Annotated in this window: 23 protein-coding genes; 21 read left to right on the forward strand and 2 right to left on the reverse strand. The window is 35.3% G+C overall.

Features of this window, described 5'->3' with window-relative positions:
* The first annotated feature begins 276 nt into the window (after window positions 1-276).
* From JOC73_RS14300 to JOC73_RS14335, 8 genes are all read left to right on the forward strand, one after another.
* Window positions 277-1893, forward strand: coding sequence for a glycosyl hydrolase family 18 protein (locus JOC73_RS14300; protein ID WP_204404441.1), 1617 nt, complete (start codon window positions 277-279; stop codon window positions 1891-1893).
* Window positions 1894-2061: 168 nt separating this feature from the next.
* On the forward strand, window positions 2062-2448 hold the full coding sequence (locus JOC73_RS14305) for an adenine nucleotide alpha hydrolase family protein (RefSeq protein ID WP_204404443.1): 387 nt from the start codon (window positions 2062-2064) through the stop codon (window positions 2446-2448).
* A gap of 133 nt (window positions 2449-2581) precedes the next feature.
* Window positions 2582-3877, forward strand: coding sequence for an MFS transporter (locus JOC73_RS14310; RefSeq protein ID WP_204404445.1), 1296 nt, complete (start codon window positions 2582-2584; stop codon window positions 3875-3877).
* The gene (locus tag JOC73_RS14315; protein WP_330613222.1) at window positions 3852-4799 is read left to right on the forward strand and encodes a TIGR01212 family radical SAM protein; all 948 of its coding nucleotides are present in this window, start codon (window positions 3852-3854) and stop codon (window positions 4797-4799) included. The genes JOC73_RS14310 and JOC73_RS14315 overlap by 26 nt, the downstream gene beginning before the upstream one ends.
* 455 nt (window positions 4800-5254) lie before the next feature.
* A complete protein-coding gene (gene gap, locus JOC73_RS14320; protein WP_204404447.1) occupies window positions 5255-6259 on the forward strand; it encodes a type I glyceraldehyde-3-phosphate dehydrogenase in 1005 nt (334 codons plus the stop codon).
* A 235-nt stretch (window positions 6260-6494) separates the two neighbouring features.
* Window positions 6495-7301, forward strand: a complete 807-nt coding sequence (locus tag JOC73_RS14325) for a GTP pyrophosphokinase (RefSeq protein ID WP_204404449.1) — start codon at window positions 6495-6497, stop codon at window positions 7299-7301.
* Window positions 7302-7319: 18 nt separating this feature from the next.
* A complete protein-coding gene (locus JOC73_RS14330) occupies window positions 7320-8009 on the forward strand; it encodes a metallophosphoesterase (RefSeq protein ID WP_204404451.1) in 690 nt (229 codons plus the stop codon).
* 137 nt (window positions 8010-8146) lie between these two features.
* Window positions 8147-9301, forward strand: a complete 1155-nt coding sequence (locus JOC73_RS14335) for a class I SAM-dependent methyltransferase (RefSeq protein WP_204404453.1) — start codon at window positions 8147-8149, stop codon at window positions 9299-9301.
* Window positions 9302-9363: 62 nt separating this feature from the next.
* Here JOC73_RS14335 and JOC73_RS14340 read toward each other — a convergent pair whose 3' ends face one another.
* Both JOC73_RS14340 and fba read right to left on the reverse strand, forming a co-directional pair.
* Window positions 9364-10512 carry a hypothetical protein gene (locus tag JOC73_RS14340; protein WP_204404455.1) on the reverse strand — a complete coding sequence of 383 codons (1149 nt, stop codon included), beginning with the start codon at window positions 10510-10512 and terminating at the stop codon, window positions 9364-9366.
* A 226-nt stretch (window positions 10513-10738) separates the two neighbouring features.
* Window positions 10739-11668 (reverse strand): class II fructose-1,6-bisphosphate aldolase, encoded by a 930-nt coding sequence (fba, locus tag JOC73_RS14345; RefSeq protein WP_204404457.1) that lies wholly within the window; start codon window positions 11666-11668, stop codon window positions 10739-10741.
* 313 nt (window positions 11669-11981) lie between these two features.
* On the opposite strand from fba, the gene pssA reads away from it, so the two are divergent.
* The 13 genes from pssA to JOC73_RS14405 all read left to right on the forward strand — a co-directional run bounded on the left by pssA (window position 11982) and on the right by JOC73_RS14405 (window position 22865).
* Window positions 11982-12497: a CDP-diacylglycerol--serine O-phosphatidyltransferase gene (gene pssA, locus JOC73_RS14350; protein ID WP_204404459.1), complete on the forward strand. Its 516-nt coding sequence runs from the start codon at window positions 11982-11984 to the stop codon at window positions 12495-12497.
* Window positions 12498-12709: 212 nt separating this feature from the next.
* The gene (locus JOC73_RS14355) at window positions 12710-13270 is read left to right on the forward strand and encodes a DUF6648 family protein (protein ID WP_334297455.1); all 561 of its coding nucleotides are present in this window, start codon (window positions 12710-12712) and stop codon (window positions 13268-13270) included.
* 66 nt (window positions 13271-13336) lie between these two features.
* Window positions 13337-13663 (forward strand): DUF1904 domain-containing protein, encoded by a 327-nt coding sequence (locus JOC73_RS14360; RefSeq protein WP_204404463.1) that lies wholly within the window; start codon window positions 13337-13339, stop codon window positions 13661-13663.
* A 17-nt stretch (window positions 13664-13680) separates the two neighbouring features.
* Window positions 13681-14403 carry a pseudouridine synthase gene (locus JOC73_RS14365; RefSeq protein ID WP_204404465.1) on the forward strand — a complete coding sequence of 241 codons (723 nt, stop codon included), beginning with the start codon at window positions 13681-13683 and terminating at the stop codon, window positions 14401-14403.
* Between the two features lie 35 nt (window positions 14404-14438).
* The gene (gene rlmD / locus JOC73_RS14370; RefSeq protein WP_243427997.1) at window positions 14439-15797 is read left to right on the forward strand and encodes a 23S rRNA (uracil(1939)-C(5))-methyltransferase RlmD; all 1359 of its coding nucleotides are present in this window, start codon (window positions 14439-14441) and stop codon (window positions 15795-15797) included.
* 387 nt (window positions 15798-16184) lie between these two features.
* A complete protein-coding gene (locus tag JOC73_RS14375) occupies window positions 16185-17285 on the forward strand; it encodes a serine hydrolase domain-containing protein (RefSeq protein WP_204404467.1) in 1101 nt (366 codons plus the stop codon).
* Between the two features lie 178 nt (window positions 17286-17463).
* A complete protein-coding gene (locus tag JOC73_RS14380; RefSeq protein WP_204404469.1) occupies window positions 17464-17733 on the forward strand; it encodes a hypothetical protein in 270 nt (89 codons plus the stop codon).
* A gap of 795 nt (window positions 17734-18528) precedes the next feature.
* Window positions 18529-18672, forward strand: coding sequence for a hypothetical protein (locus JOC73_RS15225; RefSeq protein ID WP_243427998.1), 144 nt, complete (start codon window positions 18529-18531; stop codon window positions 18670-18672).
* Window positions 18672-18899 (forward strand): hypothetical protein, encoded by a 228-nt coding sequence (locus tag JOC73_RS14385; RefSeq protein ID WP_408626942.1) that lies wholly within the window; start codon window positions 18672-18674, stop codon window positions 18897-18899. Before JOC73_RS15225 ends, JOC73_RS14385 begins: the two co-directional genes overlap by 1 nt.
* A gap of 12 nt (window positions 18900-18911) precedes the next feature.
* Complete coding sequence (locus tag JOC73_RS14390; RefSeq protein WP_204404471.1) at window positions 18912-19676, forward strand: hypothetical protein; 765 nt, start codon at window positions 18912-18914, stop codon at window positions 19674-19676.
* A gap of 484 nt (window positions 19677-20160) precedes the next feature.
* Window positions 20161-21651 carry an IS21 family transposase gene (istA, locus tag JOC73_RS14395; protein WP_207755119.1) on the forward strand — a complete coding sequence of 497 codons (1491 nt, stop codon included), beginning with the start codon at window positions 20161-20163 and terminating at the stop codon, window positions 21649-21651.
* Entirely contained in the window at window positions 21648-22403 is a 756-nt protein-coding gene (gene istB, locus JOC73_RS14400; RefSeq protein ID WP_204404475.1) for an IS21-like element helper ATPase IstB, read from the forward strand. Before istA ends, istB begins: the two co-directional genes overlap by 4 nt.
* A 12-nt stretch (window positions 22404-22415) precedes the next feature.
* Window positions 22416-22865, forward strand: coding sequence for a hypothetical protein (locus tag JOC73_RS14405; protein ID WP_204404477.1), 450 nt, complete (start codon window positions 22416-22418; stop codon window positions 22863-22865).
* The last annotated feature ends 214 nt before the right edge of the window (window positions 22866-23079 follow it).

Raw genomic sequence — 23079 nt, forward strand, 5'->3', positions numbered from 1 at the left:
ATTATTTATACGCGGCGTTCGCTGGGTTTTCTTGTTCCTTGAATATAAGGTATTTTGAACAGCCTAGTCGCCTGTTGAAAAGCCATCATCTTCTGTGTCACTGCGAAACCCCAGCACACTATCGGACTACTTGTACGCGACTGCCGCTGGCATTACTTGCACCTTAAATCTAAAGGTTTTAAAAAGTCTAGACAAAGAAGTAATTTATTGGTACTGGCTTCTATGCTATAATAAAAGTAGAAGGTCATTAAAAATACATATATTAGAGGAGCTCCTATGAGAAATAAATTAGCTATTATAATGATGGCAGTATTCATTTTTCTAAATACAGGTTTTGCAACAGCAACTGTTAATATAATCAATTTAACAGATATTGAAAAGCATTGGATTAAGAATGATAAGGAAGATTTATATCTATTACAACATCTAGGAATATTCCAAGGATACTCCGATGGTACCTTTAAGCCTGCTAATCAAATCACAAGGGAAGAGTTCACCAAAATCTTAGTAGTGGCATTGGGGGAAGAACTTACAGTACCTGAAAAAGCAGATAGCTTTAAAGATGTACCATCAAACCGTTGGTCTCATGGGTTTATAGAAAAGGCTGTGGAGGAGGGGATTATTTCTCCAAAAGAATACAGCGGGTATTTTAATCCTAAAGCCCCTATCACCCGCCAAGAGATGGCAATCATGATAGTTCGTGCATTAGGACTAGCCCCCCAAATCATTACTAATAAAGAAAAAACCATATTTTTAGATGATGCTAAGATTCCTTTGTGGGCAAAGCCTTATATTAACTTTGCAAGTGAAAAGGGAATTATAACAGGGTATACCACTTCAAAGGGATCTGAGTTTAAGCCTTCTCAGACAGCGGCTAGGGCAGAGGCAGCCTTGATGTTGGTTAGATTCTTAGACCAGAAGACAAAATTGAAGGAAACTGCCTTTTATGCTATAGATTCCTATAAGCAAATGGAGTACACTGAATATTTCAATGAGACTATTTTTGGATGGAGTGCGTTGGAATTAGGGGAAGATGGCAAGATTAAATTTACCATGAATAGTAAAGAGAGTCGTCATAGATTACCTCAAGACTATACCGAGCCTTTGGAATTTGCTAAAGAAAAAAATGTAGATCAGAAATTAATGCTGACAGATACACGAACCCACTTGATTTATCCACTTTTAGAAGATAAGGAAAATCAAGGGGAGGTCATAAATAGTGTTGTTAATAGTCTTCAACAATATGGCTTTACTGGAATCGTGATGGACTTAGAAAACATTCGTAATGGTGAAAAGGGGTATCAAAGTGCATACACCAGCTTTTTAAAGGATTTAAAGGTAGCCCTTACCCCCTATGGATATACTTTGTCGGTGGCGGTACAACCCAAAAATGTAATTGGATATTTTGATGGTTATGATTATGAAGGGATTGGCAATTTTGCTGATGAAATCATCTTAATGGCCCATGATTACCATGATTCTAAGGATACAACAATTTTAACGGATCACGCTCCTTTTATTAGGGTTCATGGGGCTTTAAAGGTGATGTTAGATGAAGGAGTTGACCCTAATAAGATTATCCTTGGGTTGCAAATGGCTGGAGGAACCCAAATCAGGCAGACTGTTTATGGTAGTAGAAGCTTTTATACACCTCCTTTTAGCTCCATCTATCGGGCCTTAGACGAAAAGGAGGGTGTAGTAACTTTTGATTATATTACAATGACTCCAAACTTCTATTACAAAGATCCAGACCAGAATGAAAACTGGATTAAATATGAAAATCAAAAGAGTATTCAAAGTAAGTTGAGGCTTGCGAAGTTTTATGGAATAAAGGGTGTGTCTGTCTGGCGTATTGGTGAAATGCCAGTGGAGATTTTAGAATTATTTCAGTAGGTAAACATTAAAATCAATTAATAAGTCAAGTTAGAATAATTATTATGTAGAGATCCTTTTGGAAGACTATAACAGAAAAAACGATAGTATAATGATACTGGTGATAAAACAGTGCTACTGGGGATATGACAGTAAAAGATTTAGGACATACAGAAGGAGGCCCTAAATATGAAGAATATAAAGCATACAATGGTATGTGTTACACAACAGAAAACCTGTGAACGATTAATTAAAGTGGGGGTAGAATTGAGGGAAAAGCATGGTGGTGAGCTCTATGTTGTCCATGTTGCCCCAGAAGGATACAACATCTTAGGCAATTCCCATGAGGGGGAGGCGTTGGAGTACTTATTTGAGATTTCCAAAGAGTTTGATGCGGAAATGACGGTTTTGCGATCTTCTAATGTTGAGAAAACCATCTATGATTATTGTGATAAAAAGAATATTGGCAGAGTCGTGATGGGAGAGTCCCAAGAAGTAGTAGAAGAAAACAGTATGACGTTAAGAATCCGTAAAAAATTTGAGGAAAAAGTAAATATGACAATTATACCAACATAATTTCAAACCCATGAAGGAAATATGGTTGAAATAAAATCGGAGGGCGGAGATTTCTTTATACTCACTATAGAAATCTCCCTTCTTGTGTAAATATAAGAGTAATTAAAGCAATTATTTTAATAGGGGGATTAAAATGGACAAGAACTATCATCGTAGGAAATGGAGCATCTGGGGGATTTTAGTATTATCCTTTGTGGCGGTGTTTTTCCATCGTTTGTCAATTGGGGTGGTTTCTGATGACTTAATCAGGGATTTGGGATTGAATGGTAAATCATTAGGGAATTTAACAGCAATGAATTTTTATGCTTATGCTCTCATGCAAATTCCCGTTGGGATTATGGTGGATACCATAGGTGTAAGAAAAATCTGTAGTTGGGGTACACTACTAACTGGGATAGGTAGTATCTTATTTGGTTTAGCAGATAGCCTATTACTGGCTTATGCTGCAAGATTCTTAGTGGGTATAGGTACATCGGTTATTATTGTGTCGATTATGAAGGTACAAAGTCTTTGGTTTAAGCCAGAAAAATTTTCCACAGTAAGCGGATACACATCCTTTATCGGTAATTTGGGGGCTTTTTTAGCAACAGTTCCATTAGCATATTTAGTACTGAGTATTGGATGGAGAAATAGTTTCTTGCTAATGGGGGCTTCTTCTGTCGTAATCGCAGTGGCGATATGGGTAATTGTCAGGGATCATCCAAGTGATTTAGGATTTGATGTTTTGGAAAAGCCAACGGTGAAGAAGGATATTAAAAAGGGATTAAAGTCAGTTATTCTAAACCCACACACTTGGCCACCATTTATGATTATGTTCTTTATGGTGGGGGCAACTACTGCCATCATTGGATTATGGGGAATGCCATACTTGATGCAGGTTTATTCAATTACAAAAACCCAAGCGGCTGGTTATTTATCCTTCGTATCCATAGGTTTCGTTGTGGGGGCACCTTTTGTGGGACGGATATCTGAATATTTAAATGGGGAAATTAAGAAAATCCTTAATGTAGCCACCATTTTCTATATGATGATTTGGGTCTATTTGGCAGTCATGGGGGGGAAACCACCAATCCAACAAATCCCTATAATCTTCTTGCTAATCGGTATAAGTACCATTTTCCATATCTTATCTTTTACGAATGTTAAAGAAGTAAACGACCCTGATTTTTCCGGTAGTGCCGCTGCCATTATCAATGTTGGAGAATTTGTTGGTGGTTCAGTGCTAAGCTTTGGGATGGGTGTATTACTTGATTTCGGCTGGAGGGGAAACTTAGTGAATGGCGCAAGAATATATGAAGTTCATCAATATCAACTGATTTTTGTCATTATGGCAGTGATGGCATTTATTAGCTTCATGGCAACCTTGGCTATGAAGGGAAAATCAGCAAAAAGGAATGATTTAAGTGAAGGAAACAGTGTTGCCCTATAGGGCATATTCAGAATATTTGAAGGAAAAATACGGAGAAAAGGTATATAAGCTCCCTGTAAATCTACCCGTCACCTGTCCAAATCGAGATGGTAAAGCAGGGACTGGCGGATGTACCTTTTGTGGAGAAATAGGAACAGGGTTTGAGAGCCTATCCAATAGATTATCCCCAAAGGAACAACTTCAACAAAATATGGAGTATATTCGTAAGCGATACAAGGCCAACAAGTTTATTGCTTATTTCCAAAATTATAGCAATACCTATTTAGATGTAGAGTTATTCGAAGCCTATCTACGGGAGGCAATCTTAGAAGACATTGTAGAACTCTGTATTTCCACTAGACCCGACTGCATTTCACGGGAGCATCTTTTGGTATTAGATCGGATTAGAAAAGAAACTTCCGTGGAGATCACTATAGAACTAGGTCTTCAAACAGTAAATTACCATACATTGAAGAAAATTAATCGAGGACATACTTTAGGCGAATTTATCAATGGGGTATTGGAGATCAAAAAATTTGGCTTTGAAATCTGTACTCACCTAATCCTCAATCTCCCTTGGGACGATCGAGATGATGTTATCGAAAATGCTAAAATATTATCGGCTTTGGAAATCAGCAGTATCAAGCTTCATGCCCTCTATCTAATGGAGGATACAGCAATGGGGAAAATGTATCAAAATAAAGAGTTTGAAATGATTGGACTTCAGGAATATCAAGAAAGGGTAATCACCTTCCTACAATATTTAAGCCCCGATATTGTTGTTCAGAGGTTAATCGGACGAGCTCCAGAAGAAAATGCCCTCTTCGTCAACTGGAACACCAGCTGGTGGAAGATAAGGGATGAGATTCATGGAATAATGGAGCAACGAAATACTAGACAAGGGGATAAATTCAATTATCTACATGGAAAAGTTTTTAGATAAAAATAGATACTTAGTTAAAGAGCCCAGTTCCTTAATAGGGAGGAACTGGGCTTTCTATATTAAAATACCCTATAGTAGGGCATTGATCACCTCAAACGTTGGGTAGCGATCTCCATTAGAGTTTTTCAGAGTTATTTTGTCCAAAAGGGATATTAATAAAGATGGAATAAATAAACATAAAAAGTAAATAGGTATTGAGATGAGTGTACAAATAAAGAATTGTTGAAAATAAAGTGCAATAAGGAATGAAGTCTAGTAAGCGGCTTAAGGGGAGGGTAAGATGATGGTTATAGTGAATAATGGGTATAAATCCGTTAAATAATCAATTATGCTATATAAAAAGACTGAAAAGCAAATTACTACAAAAATATCATAAAAAAATATAAAAAAAGTATGTTATAAAAGTTGATTGTGTTATATAATTATTTACGAATTCAGTATTAAGGAGGATTAATATGAAGACAAAAATAGGTATTAATGGATTTGGTAGAATTGGTAAAGCTGTTTTAAAAGCTTCCCTTGAGAGGGATTTAGGGGTTGAAGTAGTAGCAATCAATAGTACGAGTGGACCAGAAAATCATGCTCATATTTTTAAATATGATTCACTATATGGTACAATGACTCAAGAGGTTAAAGGAACTGAAGACGCTTTAATCATTGGAGATAAAGAAATTAAATTTACTGCCCACAGAGACCCAGCTGAAATACCATGGGGAGAAATGGGAGTTGAGATTGTCATTGAATCAACGGGTAAATTTTTAACTAAAGAAGATGCTTCCAAACACCTTGTAGGAGGAGCAAAGAAGGTAATTATTTCAGCTCCAGCTAAATCTGGTGAAGACCTAACGGTGGTAATGGGGGTTAATGAAAAGGATTACAATCCTCAGGAGCACCATATTTTATCAAATGCTTCCTGTACAACAAACTGTTTAGCTCCTGTAGCAAAGGTTCTAGAAGATAACTTTGGTATTGTGTCTGGTTTAATGACTACAGTTCATGCCTACACAAACGATCAAAGAATATTAGATTTACCCCATAAGGATTTAAGAAGAGCTAGAGCGGCGGCGGAGTCAATTATTCCAACAACGACTGGTGCAGCAAAGGCAGTTGCAAAGGTTATTCCATCCCTTAAAGGAAAATTAAATGGTATGGCTATGAGGGTTCCAATCCCAGTAGTATCAGTAGTAGACTTAGTAGTAGAATTAAAGAAGGATGCTACTGTAGAAGAAATTAACCAAAAGTTAAAGGAAGCAGCTGAAGGATCAATGAAGGGTGTCCTTGGCTACTCAGAAGAGCCATTAGTTTCTATCGATTACAAGAAGGATTCAAGATCTTCTATCGTAGATGCATTATCAACTATGATGGTGGGAGACAAAATGGTGAAGGTCGTTTCTTGGTATGATAACGAGTGGGGTTATTCCAATAGAATCCTTGACTTAGCAGATTACATATCAAAATAAAACCAAATAAAACTAATATAAATCATTAAACTACTGTTGCATCCTACAGTAGTTTTCTTTTTTGATTGTGATACTTACGAAGTATAAAAGAAGTGGATTTAATAGATATTAATAGCAAGTAAAATATGAAATTTATAAATAACAATCCATTACCCAGTATGAAAATTAATGGTATAATATATAAGGGAAAGAAAAGACAACCAATATTTAGGTAATCGGGTAGCGGGGTGATTTAATGCATAAACATATTGAATGGAAAAAAGTTTTGATACCATATGAGCATGCAGTTGAAGAATTAAAGGTAAAGTTTAAAAGTATCAGAAAAGAGTTAACTAAGCTAGGTGAATACTCCCCAATAGAATTTGTAACAGGTAGGGTAAAAAAGATTTCCAGTATTCTTGAAAAGGCAAAGAAGCTGGATATTAATATGGAAGAATTTGAAGAGAAAATAGAAGATATAGCTGGAATCAGGATTATGTGTCAGTTTGTTGAGGATATCTATACAGTAGTTGATTATATTAGAGAAAGGGATGGGCTTGATTTAGAGATTCATTCTGAAAAGGACTACATCACAAACTACAAGGAAAGTGGCTACAGAAGTTACCATGTTATCATTTGGTATCCTATCCAAACAGCAATGGGACCTAAAAGAATACTAGTGGAAATTCAAATTAGAACCTTAGCTATGAATTTCTGGGGAACAATTGAACATTCTCTAAAATATAAGTATAAACATAACATACCAGAACACATCAACGATCGTTTGATTAAAGCAGCCGATGCTGCTTTTCAACTAGACCAAGAGATGTCTGAAATTAGACATGAAATCCGTCAGGCCCAAAAGATGTTTGAAGTAAAATCAAATACTGTATCAAACATATTGCAAAATATTCAAAAGCTGTACCTAATGGGTAAAGCTAAGGAAGCATTGGAGTTTCAAGAAAGATTCAATCAGCTTTGGGATAAGGGGGAGGTTCAGTCCTTAAAGAAACTCTCTCAAGAAATTGGACATTATAGTGAAAAATACGAGTTGTTTGAATAAATATATAGGAGAAGAAATATGGCACTATATGCAATAGCAGACCTACACTTGAGTGGAAGCGTTGATAAGCCAATGGATGTTTTTGGAGAACATTGGTATATGCACCACCAAAAAATTCGAGAAAAATGGCTGGAGAAAATCCAAGATATGGACACCGTATTAATCGCAGGGGATATTTCTTGGGGAATGAAATTGGAGGAGGCCTTGGTGGATTTGTCGTGGATCCATCAGTTGCCCGGTAGAAAGATCCTCATTAGAGGAAATCACGATTATTGGTGGGCTTCAATTACAAAATTAAATCAGCTATTTGATGGAATGGATTTTATCCAAAATAATTTTTTTACCTATGGAGATTATGCCATCTGTGGTACTAGGGGTTGGACATGCCCAAATCCCTACAAGTATACTGAGCAGGATGAAAAAATCTATATTAGGGAGGGCTTAAGATTAGAGGCATCAATAGAGAAAGCAAGGAAGGCTGGTTTTAGGAAATTTATCGTCATGCTCCATTATCCCCCCACAAACGATCATTTTGAGCCATCAATATTTACAGAAATACTGGAAAAGTATCAGGTGGAAAAGGTGGTATATGGTCATCTTCATGGAGAAGATTCCTATGAAGCTGGTATTCAAGGACTTCACAGGGATGTTGAATACAATTTAGTATCCTGCGATTACTTGAACTTTGACTTGGTAAAATTATTGTAGAATGGGTACTTAGATGAGTTCTTCAATGGATTGTGGGTATCTCGAATAACTTGTTGATAAATTAATGAAATTCTGAAAATTAATGTGGATAATTTATAGAAAAAGCGAAATTCTAGAAAAAAGGAATGAAATTGGAAATGAAAAAGCAAAGTCTTATGAAGTTGAAGCTCTTCTTATCAGGTTTAGAGGAAAGGCTTAAAGAGAATTACATATTATTTAAAGACATTAACTTTATCTGTACTTCAGGTCTAAAGAAATTTAAAGGAAAGGGAGTTCCAGAAGCTGAAGGGATTTCTTTAAACTTTAATGGTGTGACTAAAGTATATAAAATTGACCAAATTATTGACGAAATAGCTAATATTGCCGAACAATATGATGAGATGGTAATCCACTACAAAGAGAGGGGAACCACCATTGTGATCGAGGCTGATCAGAAGAATGTAAAGATTAAATATGAGGATGAACAGATTAAAGAGCCGACAGAAGGAATTAAAACTACCCATATTGGAAATCGAGATTACTTAATCAAGGTTGGACCAGCTAATGCTTTATTAAAGGAAATAGGAGTACTGAGCAAAGAAGGCAAAGTGAAGAATGACATGATTCGTAAATACAATCAAATTGACCACTTTGTTGAGTTGATAGAAGATCTTCTAAAGGAATTAGAAGATTTAGAGGAGATTACCATTTTAGACTGTGGTTGTGGAAAGTCTTATTTAAGTTTTGTTCTGAACTATTACTTAACTGAGGTATTAAAAAAGAAATGCCACTTTATTGGTTTGGACTATTCTGAGACGGTAATAGAATCCTCTAGGAAAATGGCACAAAATCTAGGCTATAGAAATATGTCCTTCCACAAGGAAGATATTAAAAACTATATTCCCGACCGAGATATTCATCTAGTCATTAGTCTTCATGCCTGCGATACTGCTACCGATATGGCTTTGGCATTAGGTGTAAGGGTAAATGCTAGAGCAATTGTATCAGTCCCATGTTGTCAAAAGGAAATCTTAAGCCAATATGAATATGGGCCACTACAACCGATTCTGAAACATGGTATATTAAAGGCAAGAATGGCAGACGTATTGACAGATGGTTTAAGGGCATTGCTACTGGAGGCAAAGGGTTACAAAGTATCTATAGTAGAATATATATCACCGTTGGAGACCCCAAAAAACCTGTTGTTAAGGGCTGAAAAGGTCAGCTATGGTAATAGACAGGCTATGGAACAATATAATGAATTGAAGAAGGCTCTAAATGTGAAGCCCACCTTCGAAAAATTGATTTACTAAATAGTAAAAGAGACAGTTCTTATTAAAAAGGATACTGCCTCTTTTTTTAGTGGAAATTGATGCTATTTTGTTGTTCTAAAACCAGTAGAGGTACTAAAGGGGCCATGGATTTTTCTAATATAGAGGATGCTTAATCCTATAATCATTAGGCAATTTATAAAATAGGGGGAATATGCTTGGGCGCCGAAGGTGTTGGTAATGAACAACCCTCCAATATACGATGTCAGTGCAGCGCTATGAAAAAAACCTAATAATACTCCTAAACTGGAGTTATTAAACTTTTCTACCACGCCTCCATAGATGCAGGAGCTCAAGATTCCTATACCGATTCCCAATAGGGGAAGGGTGATCAAGATCAAACGAGATCCGTAAAGTAGAGGAAAAATGGACAAGCTAAGCGCTATCAACAATAGAGACATCAATATGCCTTTAGTATCTCCAATACGATCTCCAATAGCTCCTACCCCTGTGGTAAAGGCTAGGGCCATGGTTAAAAGTAGAGTAGCAAAACCGACAAAGGAAATTTTAAAGGGGGATTGAAAAATGGTCCCTAAAGTAAAGCTACCTAGTATTACAGCTAAATAATAATAAACTAAGTTAGAGTTAGTAAGAGTAGATTTAAAATCCTTTGTAGAAAGTCCCATGGACCTTCGGGGAATCTCTGCTAAGTATTCTGTAAGCATTAGACTAAGGACACTGAAGAAGATATAGGAGAATAGAAAAACGAAAGTAGTCCAATAGCTTTCTATCTCAGGAAAAATGCCTTGATCAAGAACAAGAAAAAGCAATGTAAATAAAGGAACTGGGATTAAAAGTAGACCGATTTGTCTTCTAAAATATCCTCTGTCTAGTAGTTGCCCATACCAACATAAAACAACAGTCAAACTGGAGGCGACTAAAAAGCCATGGCTAAATCTTAAGAAAATATACAAATCTAGGGTTGGGGTAGAGGTATATACTCCGTGGATAATTCCGATTAAAAACAACCCTACGCTAATAAGGGAGAAGTAAGAATAGTGCTCTAATAGTAGTCCCGCCATGATCCCCCCAATAATAAAGGCTACAGGATAGCTCCAGTATGCTATTGAGCTATCTGTGACTTCTGGGCTAAGCAATAGGCCGAGGGTACTATTAGGAATTAATTGAGAATATATATCAGTAAATAGGATTGTAATAATACCTCCCAATAAAGATTTTCTTAATATGTTCATTTAACTACCTCCTTGGTTGCATATTTATTATTACTAAGGATTGACATATTATTTATAATTCATTCCCTCACCTTCTGAAAAAGTGTGCTGCTTTTTCTTGTGCATTAAACATCAACAGGCTAAGGGTGACTGAACAACCATCACCTTCTTTAACACTAAGGAAATTCAACACTCTAAAAAACCCCTCTACTAAAGTAGAGGGGTTTCGCATAGATTATTAGTGATATTAAATTGTATTGCTACTTCCTAACACGTTAGCAATTTTGTGTTTTACCATATCCTTGATGGCAGTTCTTCCTGCACCTAAGTATTTTCTTGGGTCGAAGTTTTTAGGATCTTCGATTATTGACTTTCTGATAGCTGCTGTCATTGCTAGCCTTAAGTCAGTATCAATGTTGATTTTACAGACTCCCTGCTGAGCAGCTCTTCTAAGCATATCCTCTGGTACACCTTTAGCACCGGGGATATCTCCACCATATTGATTACATAAGTCAACGAACTCAGGAAGTACAGTTGATGCTCCGTGTAATACCAATGGGAAGTTTGGTAAAAGTTTTGATATAGTTTCTAATCTTTCGAAGTCAAGATTTGGCTCACCCTTAAACTTGTAAGCACCGTGGCTGGTTCCGATGGCTATAGCTAGAGAGTCGACACCTGTTCTTTCTACAAATTCTGCTGCTTCATCTGGATTAGTAAAGGTAGCATCCTTGTCACTTACGTTAACAGCGTCTTCAATACCAGCTAATCTCCCTAACTCGGCTTCAACAACAACACCCTTATCATGGGCATATTCTACAACTTTTTTAACAATTGAGATGTTTTCTTCGAACGGATGATGGGAAGCATCAATCATCACAGAAGTAAATCCATCATCAATACATTGTTTACAGATTTCAAAGCTATCTCCATGGTCTAAGTGTAAAACGATTGGTAAATTAGTGTCTAAGATTGCTGCTTCTACTAATTTTTTCAAATAATGAGGGTTAGCATATTTTCTAGCTCCAGCAGATACTTGAAGGATCAAAGGAGAGGATTCTTCTTTAGCTGCATCAACTATACCTTGAATAATCTCCATGTTATTAACGTTAAAAGCTCCTATGGCATATTTACCATCATAGGCTTTTTGGAAAATCTCTTTACTTGTAACTAATGGCATCTTTTAACTCCTCCTAAAATTAATTTATCTTAGAGATAATGGATAACAAATGTTTTATGGAAATAATTGTAGCTTTTATGTAGCGATTCATCTTATAAATTTTATCACTATATATTTTATTTTTCAACAATTATAGTTATTTATACCCTGTAGATTTTTTAAAAATAATAAATCAAATATAAATTTATGACTATGAATTTAGGGTAAAATGAAGTAAAATAAAATGGAGTGGTTTTATTTTTATTAATATTTAATGAAGCACTGGTAAAGACTAAAAAATAATTATAAAAATAGAAATAAGGGGTGATGGAAGATGAGAGTAAAAGCACACATACCCAACATGTTTACTTACCTAAATTTAAGCCTTGGTATTATTGCAATTATAAGCATAACAGTAGAGGCCTATGCTGCTGCTGCATTATTAATTTTATTGGCTGGTTTCCTAGATCGCTTTGACGGCAAACTAGCTAGAAAGTTAAATGCCGAAAGTGAGTTTGGTAAAGAATTAGATTCCTTATGCGATTTAATTTCTTTTGGTGTGGCTCCCGCAATATTAATTTGGAGTTATCAATTGGTTCATTTTGGAATTCTAGGTACTGGTATCATTATTCTTTTTGCCATATGTGGTGCGTATCGTTTGGCTCTGTTCAATATTATTGAATTTGACGAAGTCTACATGGGAGTACCAATCACAATCAGTGGAGGTATTGTTGCATTGATGACTTTATATTCAATGAATTACCCTACAAATATCTACTTCATTATTATAATGATGCTGTTTTTATCATATTCCATGTGCAGTAAGAAAATCCGATTGAAAAAGAGATAGACAATAAAGACTAAACTATTTTTAAGCTTACAGGGCTCCTATTGGAGCCTTATTTATTTGCTTTTTCACATATTGTCTTGAGTAGAATCCTCCATTTCAACAAAAACTATAGAATCAACCACCATCATAACTTATAAAATAAAAATTAGATAGATTTGAAGTAAAATCATCTACATTGTATAATAATAAGGATAAAGTTGGAACAGTAAAGGGTGTTTGATTTGAGATATATACCAAGAGAGAATATTTTTCAAAAGTTTTTTAAAGCCAGGGAAAGTCTAATACAACAATTTAAAAAGGGGGATATCACAAAAAAAGAGTACATAGAAGAAGGCTATTTTGAAATCCAAAGACTCGATATTACCCCCTTCAAAGTTGTAGACAGCTTTGAAAAAGCCATCTTTAACTATCAGTACTACAATACGATGGCAAAGTATTATTATCTACAGGCCAACCAAATCAAAAAATACGGTAAGCACATGGAGAAATATAAGGAGTTTTTAAAAAAGGTGGAGGACTTCTATTATAAAAAAGATCGATCCACCATGAAGGCTATAGAGGTATTAGATTATTGGGGAGTAGAGGCTTACTATATACAGGTTTCCTCCACATATCTAAAGAAAAAGCTCTATGAAATTGTTTTTCTAGATCATAAGGATGTAATCCTACACTCCACCTGTCAGTGGTTACTGGACAGGTTAAAGGAGGAAGGTATTTTCAAGGAAGGGGTGAGAAAATCCCTCATTCCTAACTATGTGAATCAAAAATATTAAATGCAAGTCAAAGTAGATGAAAATATTTAAAAAGCATTAAAATGCAAAAACTAAGGAGGACTTTATATGCCACAGATTATTGTAAGAGGAGTATCACCAGTACTTTTATGTAAAATTAATAAGGAACTAATAGATGAATTGGTAGCTATTGTAGAATGTCCAAGAGACTATTTCGAAATGGAATACATTCACTCAATGGCCATTCGTGAAGGAAACATCGAAGCAGCTTATCCTTTTGTAGAGGTTGCTTGGTTTGATCGTGGACAAGAGATTCAAGATCAAGTTGCAAAGGCCATCACAAAATACATGAATATGCTTGGAGTAGCATCTTTAGATATCGCTTTTACCCACTTTGAAAAGAAGAATTACTATGAAAATGGAGAGCATTTCTAAAGAAAGTAGGAGAGAAAATGGCTAAAAAACAAAGATTAGATAAAGTACTAGCCCACTTGGGCTACGGAAGTCGTAAGGAGATAAACCGTCTATGTAAAGGTGGACTTGTCACGGTTGATGGAGAGGTCATCAAAAGCAGTAGCACCCATGTTGATACTGAGAATAGTATTATCAAAGTGGGGGATGAGGAAATCAACTACAGGGAGTTTGTGTACTTGATGATGAATAAGCCTGATGGCGTGATTTCAGCCACAGAAGATTCTAGACACCAAACGGTGGTGGATCTAATAGATGCAGAATATAGGAGCTTTGATGTTTTTCCAGTAGGTAGGCTGGATATTGATACGGAGGGCTTTCTGCTTTTAACAAATGATGGCAAGCTTGCCCATAGGTTATTATCCCCTAAAAAGCACGTACCAAAGACCTACTATGCCCACGTGGAGGGTAAAGTGACAGAAACGGATATAGAAGCTTTTAAAAGAGGTGTTACATTGGATGATGGCTATGAAACTAAACCAGGGGAGTTGACCATTCTAAAATCCGATACTGTTTCTGAGATAAAACTGACTATCTATGAGGGAAAGTTTCATCAAGTTAAAAGAATGTTTGAAGCAGTAGATAAGAAGGTTGTCTACTTAAAGCGAATCTCAATGGGAAATCTAAAGCTAGATGAAAATTTAGAACTAGGAGAGTATCGAGAGCTTACCGAAGCAGAGTTAGAGATTCTAGTTAATAGTTAATAATGAATAATGAATAAATTGTAGGAGTGAAGGCGTTGATTAAAAAGAAGGACATGGTTGAATTGATCATAGAAGATACAGAATTTGGTGGTAAAGCATCTGGTACTGTTGATGGAGTTAAAATAAAGGTAAAGCATGGAATTAAAGGTCAAAAAGTAAGGGCGTACATTAAGAAAATTAAGAAGAAAACGGCAGAGGGTAAAATTATGGAGGTATTGGAGCGCTCTCCATTGGAAGATCAAGAAACCTGCCCTCATTTTGGAGCTTGTGGTGGCTGCTTCCAACAGTCAGTATCCTATGAAGAACAACTGAAGGAAAAAGAAAGACATGTAAAACTTTTATTTAATGAAGCTGGTTTTACAGCAGTGGAATGGCTACCAATAGAGGGAAGCCCTAACATCTATCATTACCGCAATAAGATGGAATTTTCCTTTGGAGATGAGGAGAAGGGTGGCAAAATGGCCCTCGGTATGCACAAAAGAGGTCGACACCATGATATTGTTACTGTAGATCAATGTATAATTATGGATGAAGATTATAGACTGGTATTAAAGACGATTTTGGAATACTTCGAGAAGAAGGGGGCTCCCCTTTATCATAGTATGCGACATGTGGGATATTTAAGGCATTTGGTGGTACGAAAGGCCCACTACACAGGCCAGTTGTTGATTAATCTAGTAACCACAACCCAAGAACAATACGACCTACAGGACTTGACGGAGGAATTAAAGGCTTTAGACTTAAAGGGAGAAATAGTGGGCTTCCTACATACCTTTAATGATAATTTAGCCGATACAGTCCAGAGTGATCGGACAGATATTCTATTTGGTCGAGACTATATCATGGAACAGCTTTTAGGGCTCCAGTTTAAGATTTCTGCTTTTTCCTTCTTCCAGACTAACACGGTGGCAGCGGAAAGGCTCTATGAAATCGTAAGGAACTTTGTAGGGGAAGCAAAGAATCAAGTTGTATTTGACCTTTATTGTGGTACGGGTACGATTGGACAAGTAGTTGCACAAAAGGCTGAAAAGGTAATCGGTATTGAAATTATTGAAGACGCTGTAGAGGCTGCCAAGGAAAATGCAAGGCTGAATGGTCTTGATAACTGCCATTTCATCGCAGGGGATGTTAGGCAAAAAGTAAAGGATTTAAAGGAAAATCCAGATATCATTATCCTTGATCCTCCAAGGGCAGGGATTCACCCCGGTGCATTACAAGATGTCATTGGCTTTGGGGCCAAGAGGCTTGTTTATGTTTCGTGTAATCCTAAAACTTTAGTGGTGGATTTAGTGGAGTTAGAGAAGGCTGGGTATGTGATTGAGATGGCGAAGTGTATGGATATGTTTCCTCATACGCCGCACGTGGAGTGTGTAGTGTTGATAGAGAGAAAATAACCTGATATCAAAGGCTTTCGAGGATTTCAAGTTAATATTGAAGTGGATTATATGTTCCCTCAGACTACGGTTTGGGGGATATTTTTTGTTAGAGGGGTCTATTGAGAACCCAAAAATAAGGAGGATTTGCGGAGAGGTTTGAGAAAAGCTTTAAAAAACTAAGAAAAGCATATAGTAAAGCATAAAATGTAAAAATTTTCTATACAAATTTATTGTAACACAAATTAAAGTATGATTAAATAGTAACTAAATGAAACAACTTATAGTACCTATATACATGTTTTATGGGCAAACTGAAATATTACTAATATGTAACTATGTCTGGGGGTCCTTGTGTGGTCAGATCATTAGCCGGGGCCACTTGCTAGATCTGTAGGGGGGAATATTATGAAGAGGTGTAAATTGGGGAAAAAGAAAATACTCAAAGCTATCTCAATAGTAGTGGTGGTTATTGCTGTTGGGTTCGGTGGTTATTGTGTTAATGGCTTACACAAAATCAATGAATTATCAAGAATGACGTTTGAGGAGATGCTCGCTTATACAACCAAAGATAATAAAGATGCAGTCATTACGGTAGGAATTATACAAAATGGTAAAATGACATATGACGTTTATGGTGAGAATGGTAATAAATTACCCACAAAAGAGCATACCTATGAAATTGGATCTATTACAAAGACATTTACCACATCATTGCTTTGCAAAGCAATAAAAGAAGGCAGAATTAGCTTGGATGATTCCATTGATGTGTATTTAAATCTTCCAAAGAAGGATTATTATCCAACGATCAGAAGATTAATGACTCATACATCTGGATATAAAGAATATTATTTTGAAAAGCCCATGATTTTAAACTTTTTACGCGGGAAAAATGATTATAATGGAATATCTGAGGAAATGCTCATAGAAAGACTCGGTAAGATTAATCTAGATAATACTGGTTATTCATTTAAATATTCTAACTTTGGTATGGCAACTTTAGGATCTGTGCTTGAAAGAATATATGATGAAGATTATACGAAATTGATTAATGATTATATTTCAGAAGATTTAGGACTTACAAACACCAAAATTTCAGATAACTCAGGTGATTTGAAGAATTATTGGGAATGGTCAGAATCAGATGCATACATGCCAGCTGGTGCATTATTGTCCAATATTAGAGATATGATGAAATATGTTCAGATACAGATGAATAATAAATCAGGTAACTTATCTATAGTACATGAAGCATTAGTTGAAGTAAATGCTTCAAGTAGAAGTTATGAAAAGATGGGAATAAGAATAGATATTGTTGGTGCTGGCTGGATGATTGATAATGAAAATAAAATTATTTGGCATAATGGTGGAACCGGAAATTATAATAGCTATATTGGATTTGATAAAGAAAATCAAATAGGAGTAGTGATATTATCAAATTTGCCACCAAATTATAAAATTCCAGCAACTATCATGGGAATTGAAATTTTGACTTCTTTACAAAAATGATTTTTGAGTATAGTAAGTAGTAACTCAAAATGCTTTTAATTTGAGGGGCAAAGTCATCGTTACCTGAATAAATTTTGTAACCATGCCCGGGGGTCCTTGTGGGGATAGGATGGACCCACTTGCTTTTGCTAGTGGTGTTGAGAAGTTTGCTTCTTCGAGAGGGGTCTCACTAAACAGGGTGACCAGCAATGCTGCATTTACCCTTGAAAATACAACATCTTACATTGTAAACGGATTGGCTAATGATAGTCCAGTTGCTACTTTGAATCTAAACGGTTTTTGGGACGAACATGGATGGCATTGGATGACGATAACAAGATATTATAGAGATTGGAACGATAATAGATTCGTCAATGTATCATCTTGGGGAAAAATCTATAATATTAACTACCAAATTCTTTTTGATGCCATGAAAAATTTTGATGGAGGATTGATGTATTTTCAGTAAATTTTGACTTAAATAGTCCTATGTATTTATAATTTTCCATAGGACTATTTGACTTAGAGTAAATAACGAAAAGATTTATTTGATGTGGATGTTTATGAAAAAACTAATTATCTTTCTTGTAACTGTATCATTATTAACCTTATTAAGCGCCTGTGCAACCTATTACAATCTTAACATTACCTTAGTTAAAGAGTTCAAAAAAGATATCATGTCCGAATATAAGCAAATAAAAAGCTTATAGGTACGATATTCACGTGGGCCAGGATTAGCATTTGATTATAGATTTAAAAATGAAATTAGCAAGAAAGAAATGTTTAATATTTTTGATAAAACAAAAGAATTGATTCTCAACGAAGATCTTCAAAATGAATTTTTTGAAGAGATCTATTTCAAAAGGGTAGAAGAATGAAAGGATATATCCATATATAGTTATTTATTTTGATTTAAATAATGATGGTAAGTATGATGAAATAAGTAATTAAAGTACAATAGTTTGATAGAGTCGCTCATTAGGATTAACCATATTGTCATGGATGCCATTTGTAAGTACATGATAGATGCCAGGCAGTGAGTCAAGATAATGGTGTATTATATAGTGGGTGGGATTTCTACTGAGAAAGGTTTAGCCGCATTTATACCTAAACGACCCCCATTTCAAAAATGGGGTTGTAGGGGGTCTATTTCCAATATTTATGCGTATCAATATCACCTTTCTATCAAAACACATGTTGAGTGTGTGGTAGGGATATCGAGGGGTTAAATGATAGAAGATAGTGGTTGTAAGGGGTGGAGAGGTTGTATAGTATTATTGGGGTTGTTAGTCAGTTAAGGGTAATACAGCAGATGAACCAGCGACGTCAAGTGAGGTTAGACAAGGGCTTAGTAATTACGGGTTTAGTAGTTCTTTACAATATTCAGCACTTGCCTTCAATGCAATAATGAGTGAAATTGATGCAAATAGACCAGCAATAGCTGGAATTTCATGGAACAATGGAACTGGTCATATGGTAGTTTTACGAGGATATGACGATAGCACTTCTACTAAATATGTGAGTTACATGGAACCAGGTGATGGATTTTATTATTCTATGACGTATAATGCTTTTGTAGGAAGTTCATCTGGTACTAGGCATTGGATAGAAACGGTATATAATATTAAAAGATAGGAGTGTGAGAAAATGAGATTAAGGATTCTGGTTTTAACATTATTAATGGTTTTAGTACTGAGTGTACTTGCTAATGCTTCAACATCAATACCGAGTGGATTAGATGAATCTGCTACAGAGGGGTCAGAAAAGTTTAAATCTATGAATGTTAACGAATATAAAAATTTTGGGTACGATAATTCAGAACAGATGTTAAGTGCGTCTTTAGGAGAAGGGTTTCGTATCTATATAATTGATTATGAAAAGCTTGAGGGCAATAAGAAAGATAAATTTATAGATGTTATAGTGCCCACTAATCAGTGGCAGTTTATAGTTGAAACAAATGGAAAACCAGCTTCGTTTTTAAGAGTGGAGGAAAGTGAGGGTAAATTCGAAGCAATCTTATTTGGTGGGGATGCAAGATATTTTAGTGGAGCTATTAATAGATTTAAAAACGAAAAAAAATCAGCACCAATACTGATAATGGATGGAAATAAGTTTTATATACTTTATCAGGGACCTAATAATCAAGAATTGATTATGAATATACCATCACCATCAGAAGTCAATCGAGGAATTATAGATCAGTTTACTGATGCTACAGCTTTTTTAGAGAATTTAAAAAAACAACAACATAATTATAAATTAAACGGAAGTGGTGAACAATTGTATGGTAATGGCGGATTGGACATCACGTTACAGCCACAACCTATTGAAGAGGATAAAGGGTTTAATAAACTATATTTATTATTAGGACTACTTATAGCTAGTGTGGTAATCTTGAAAATAAAGGATTAATACAAACTGAAGTGATTGTAGATTAACTGACATGAATTGAGTTATTAAATCAATTGGAAGGGATTAATTTTTGTATTATGAACATCCCTCTGCCAAGTAAAAATTATGCAACTAAAGGTTGGCTGATTCCGATATTCTATTCGAGTCAGGCTTTTAGTTTATTGTCTCTACAAAGAACTGCCTCCTGTCAAGTAGACGGTGGAAATAATAAAAACTCAATTAGCGGCTAGACCCCGATATTCCATTGGGCTCTGGTCGTTTAGTTTTTCTTGTTTTTGTAAGGATCAAACTCTGTATTGGTACAGGGAATGATCCTTTTGTTTTGCCCATATACGGGAGGGAGTGGATTATTATTGATTTACAATTAAAAATGACCCCCCATTTACAAGTAAACTTGACCCCCTCATAGATATTGTATACTCTAATCACATGGAAAAAAAGTAATAATTCTACATAGTGATTAGGGGGACTTGAGGTGAAGGACATGCATGATTGGGAGGCAGTAATGAGACTCCATAGAGCAGGAGTGCCTAAGAAAGCAATTGCAAGAAGTCTGAATATGTCAAAGAATACAGTAAAGAGCTTAATAAAGAAAAAGAAACCACCAAAATATGAAAGGGAGTATTATCCAACAAAAATTGATAGTTACAAAGATCAAATAAGGGAGTGGTACTTAAATCCTCAATATGATTTTATCGGTACAAGAATATTTAGAGAACTAAAACAAAGGGGTTATGAAGGTAGTATTAATCCCATATATAGATACCTTTTAACTCTCAAGGAAGAAAAAGATGAAATAACTAAAAGAGCAACTATAAGAGTTGAAACTCCCTATGGAGATCAGTCTCAGTTTGATTGGTCACCATATAAAGTAGATATTGGAGGGAAATTAACAGAAGTTCATTGCTTAACCATGATTTTATCTGCTTCAAGAAAAAAAGCGGTTGTCTTTTCTAAATCTGTAGATGGAGACTCTATTTATGAAGCTATTGAAGAACTTTTCAGAGATTTAGGGGGTGTGACAAAGGAATTAATAATAGACAACCCTAAGGCGTTAGTAATTAGTCATGAAAAAGATAAGGAGGTTAAGTATAACGAAAGTACTTTGATGTTGAGTATGCATCTTGGTACAGAGCTAAACGCTTGTAGGCCCTACCGGGCTAGAACTAAAGGTAAAGTGGAAAAACCCTATCAATACATAGAAGAACAATTCATAAAGGGAAGTAGCTTCAAATCTATGATTGAGCTCAACTTTGCGGCTAAGGAATTTATTAATACCTGGAATAAGGAAATCAATGGCACTACTAAAAGAAGTCCTGATGATATGTTTCTCGAAGAGATAGAGTATCTGCTCCCATTGCCAAATAAAAGGTTTATGAATACGAACATGTGTAAGAGAAAGGTTAGCTTAGATTCTATGGTATCAGTGGATTCAAATAAGTACAGTGTGCCTGTTAAATATGTTGATAAATCCGTTAGGATTAGGAAGGTATACGGATTTAGACTAGAAATCTACACTGAGGCTTTAGAAAAGATAGCAGAACATGAAATCATTACAGGTAAAGGTAAAAATACAGTAGTTGATAGCCACTACTGGGAGATACAGAATCTAGTTCCTAAATCTATCCCTGAAATCAAAAGACAATTTGTGGCTACCTTCGAACTGGGTGAAGAGTACTTTAAACGAACGGCCAGTATCCTTAAGCAACCTAGCTTTCATGCTAGAGGATTTTTAAAACTAAGGGAACTCTATGATGTGGCTGATCTTAATAAAATACTAAACTACTGCTTAGAGAGTGAAATCTACAGAATTGAAAGTATTAAGGAAGTAATTAAAGAAAAATATTTAGAAATTATTCTAAATCATAACCAATTAGATCCCCAAGAAAATGAATCTCTCTCAGATATAGCTAAGACTACAGAATTTGAAGGTTTAATAAGGGATATATCATATTATGAGGGGGGTCAAAATTGAATGTAAAAGAAGGGATTTCCATAGACAATGTTTACCTTGAAAATCTACTGAAAAAATTCAAGCTATTAGATATTAGAGATAAATATGAAGAAGAAATTCAATTAGCCATCGAAAAGAACTTAAGTTACAGAGAATTTTTAGCTAATCTATTAATGATAGAAGAGATGGGGAAAAAAGAAAGGCTTAAAATGAGAAATGTAAAAGCAGCTAACTTTGAAAGTTTAAAAACTCTAGATCAATTTGACTTTTCCTTTCCTAAAACTATCAACATGGCTAAAATAAAAGATTTACAAACTCTGACTTTTTTAGAAAAGAAAGAAAATGTAATTTTAATAGGACCACCTGGGGTGGGCAAAAGTCATATTGCTACTTCTCTAGGGATAAGGGCTTGTGAAGAGGGAAAAAAGGTTTTGTTTATACCAGCAACAAGACTAATTGATGAACTAGATGCAGCTTATGAAAGAAAGACACTAAAACAAGCATTTAAAAGGCTTTCTAAAATAGATTTATTAATTGTAGATGAATTAGGTCATATGAAGCTAGACAAAGAAAAAGAGAGTATATTTTTTCAACTTATCCGCCAAAGATACGAAAAAAACTCTCTCATCATAACCACAAATCTCCCATTGGGTTCATGGGATGAAATATTTACAAGTAAACTAGCAGCCACAGCAATACTAGATAGGCTAGTTCACCACTGTCATATCATTAGTATAACAGGAGATAGCTACCGCGTAAAGGGACAAAATTAAGGGGGCATGACCTTGGGAAAACACAAAAATACAGAAATTGATTTTGATAAAATCGTAAAAATATTTAATGAGGATGGTAAAGAAGTTGCGGCAGCATTTGTTGAAGCAGAGTATCAAAGCTCATATCCAGTTATTCAGAGAAAGGTAAGAAAAGAAACCAACTACGTTTTCAACAAAAACACTAGGAAATACGAAATAAAAGCTGATAAACATGATGGCTTTATGACTATAGAAGAATTATGTGAAGGTAAATCCCAGCCAAGAGTTTTTGAGGAAAAATCCAGTCCTAAACCGGACTCAATTGAGATAATAAACGATGATTTTAGAAGCTTGATGCTCCATCTAATGAAGGATAAAATGCAGGAAATAAATAAGTATATTTATCTTGAACAGAGTACAAATCAGGTAATAATACAACTTAAGAAACTAGAGGCTAATGGCTACAAGGTGGTGATAAATTAAGTTTTATTTCCATTTTTGAAAAAAAATCAGGGGGGCAAATTTCAGTGTAAAAAATTAAAAAAAGGGGTCAATTTTACTTGACAATCTACATTATTGTTAACTAATAGACACACATGGCAGGGGACGGTTCGTGCGCCAAGCAAAGGGCGCACCATATAGTGGGTGGGAACCCCGCTGAGAAAGATTTAGCAAATCACTCATAGCGAGTCTTGGG

Source organism: Alkaliphilus hydrothermalis (assembly GCF_016908555.1).
GTDB lineage: Bacteria > Bacillota > Clostridia > Peptostreptococcales > Natronincolaceae > Alkaliphilus > Alkaliphilus hydrothermalis.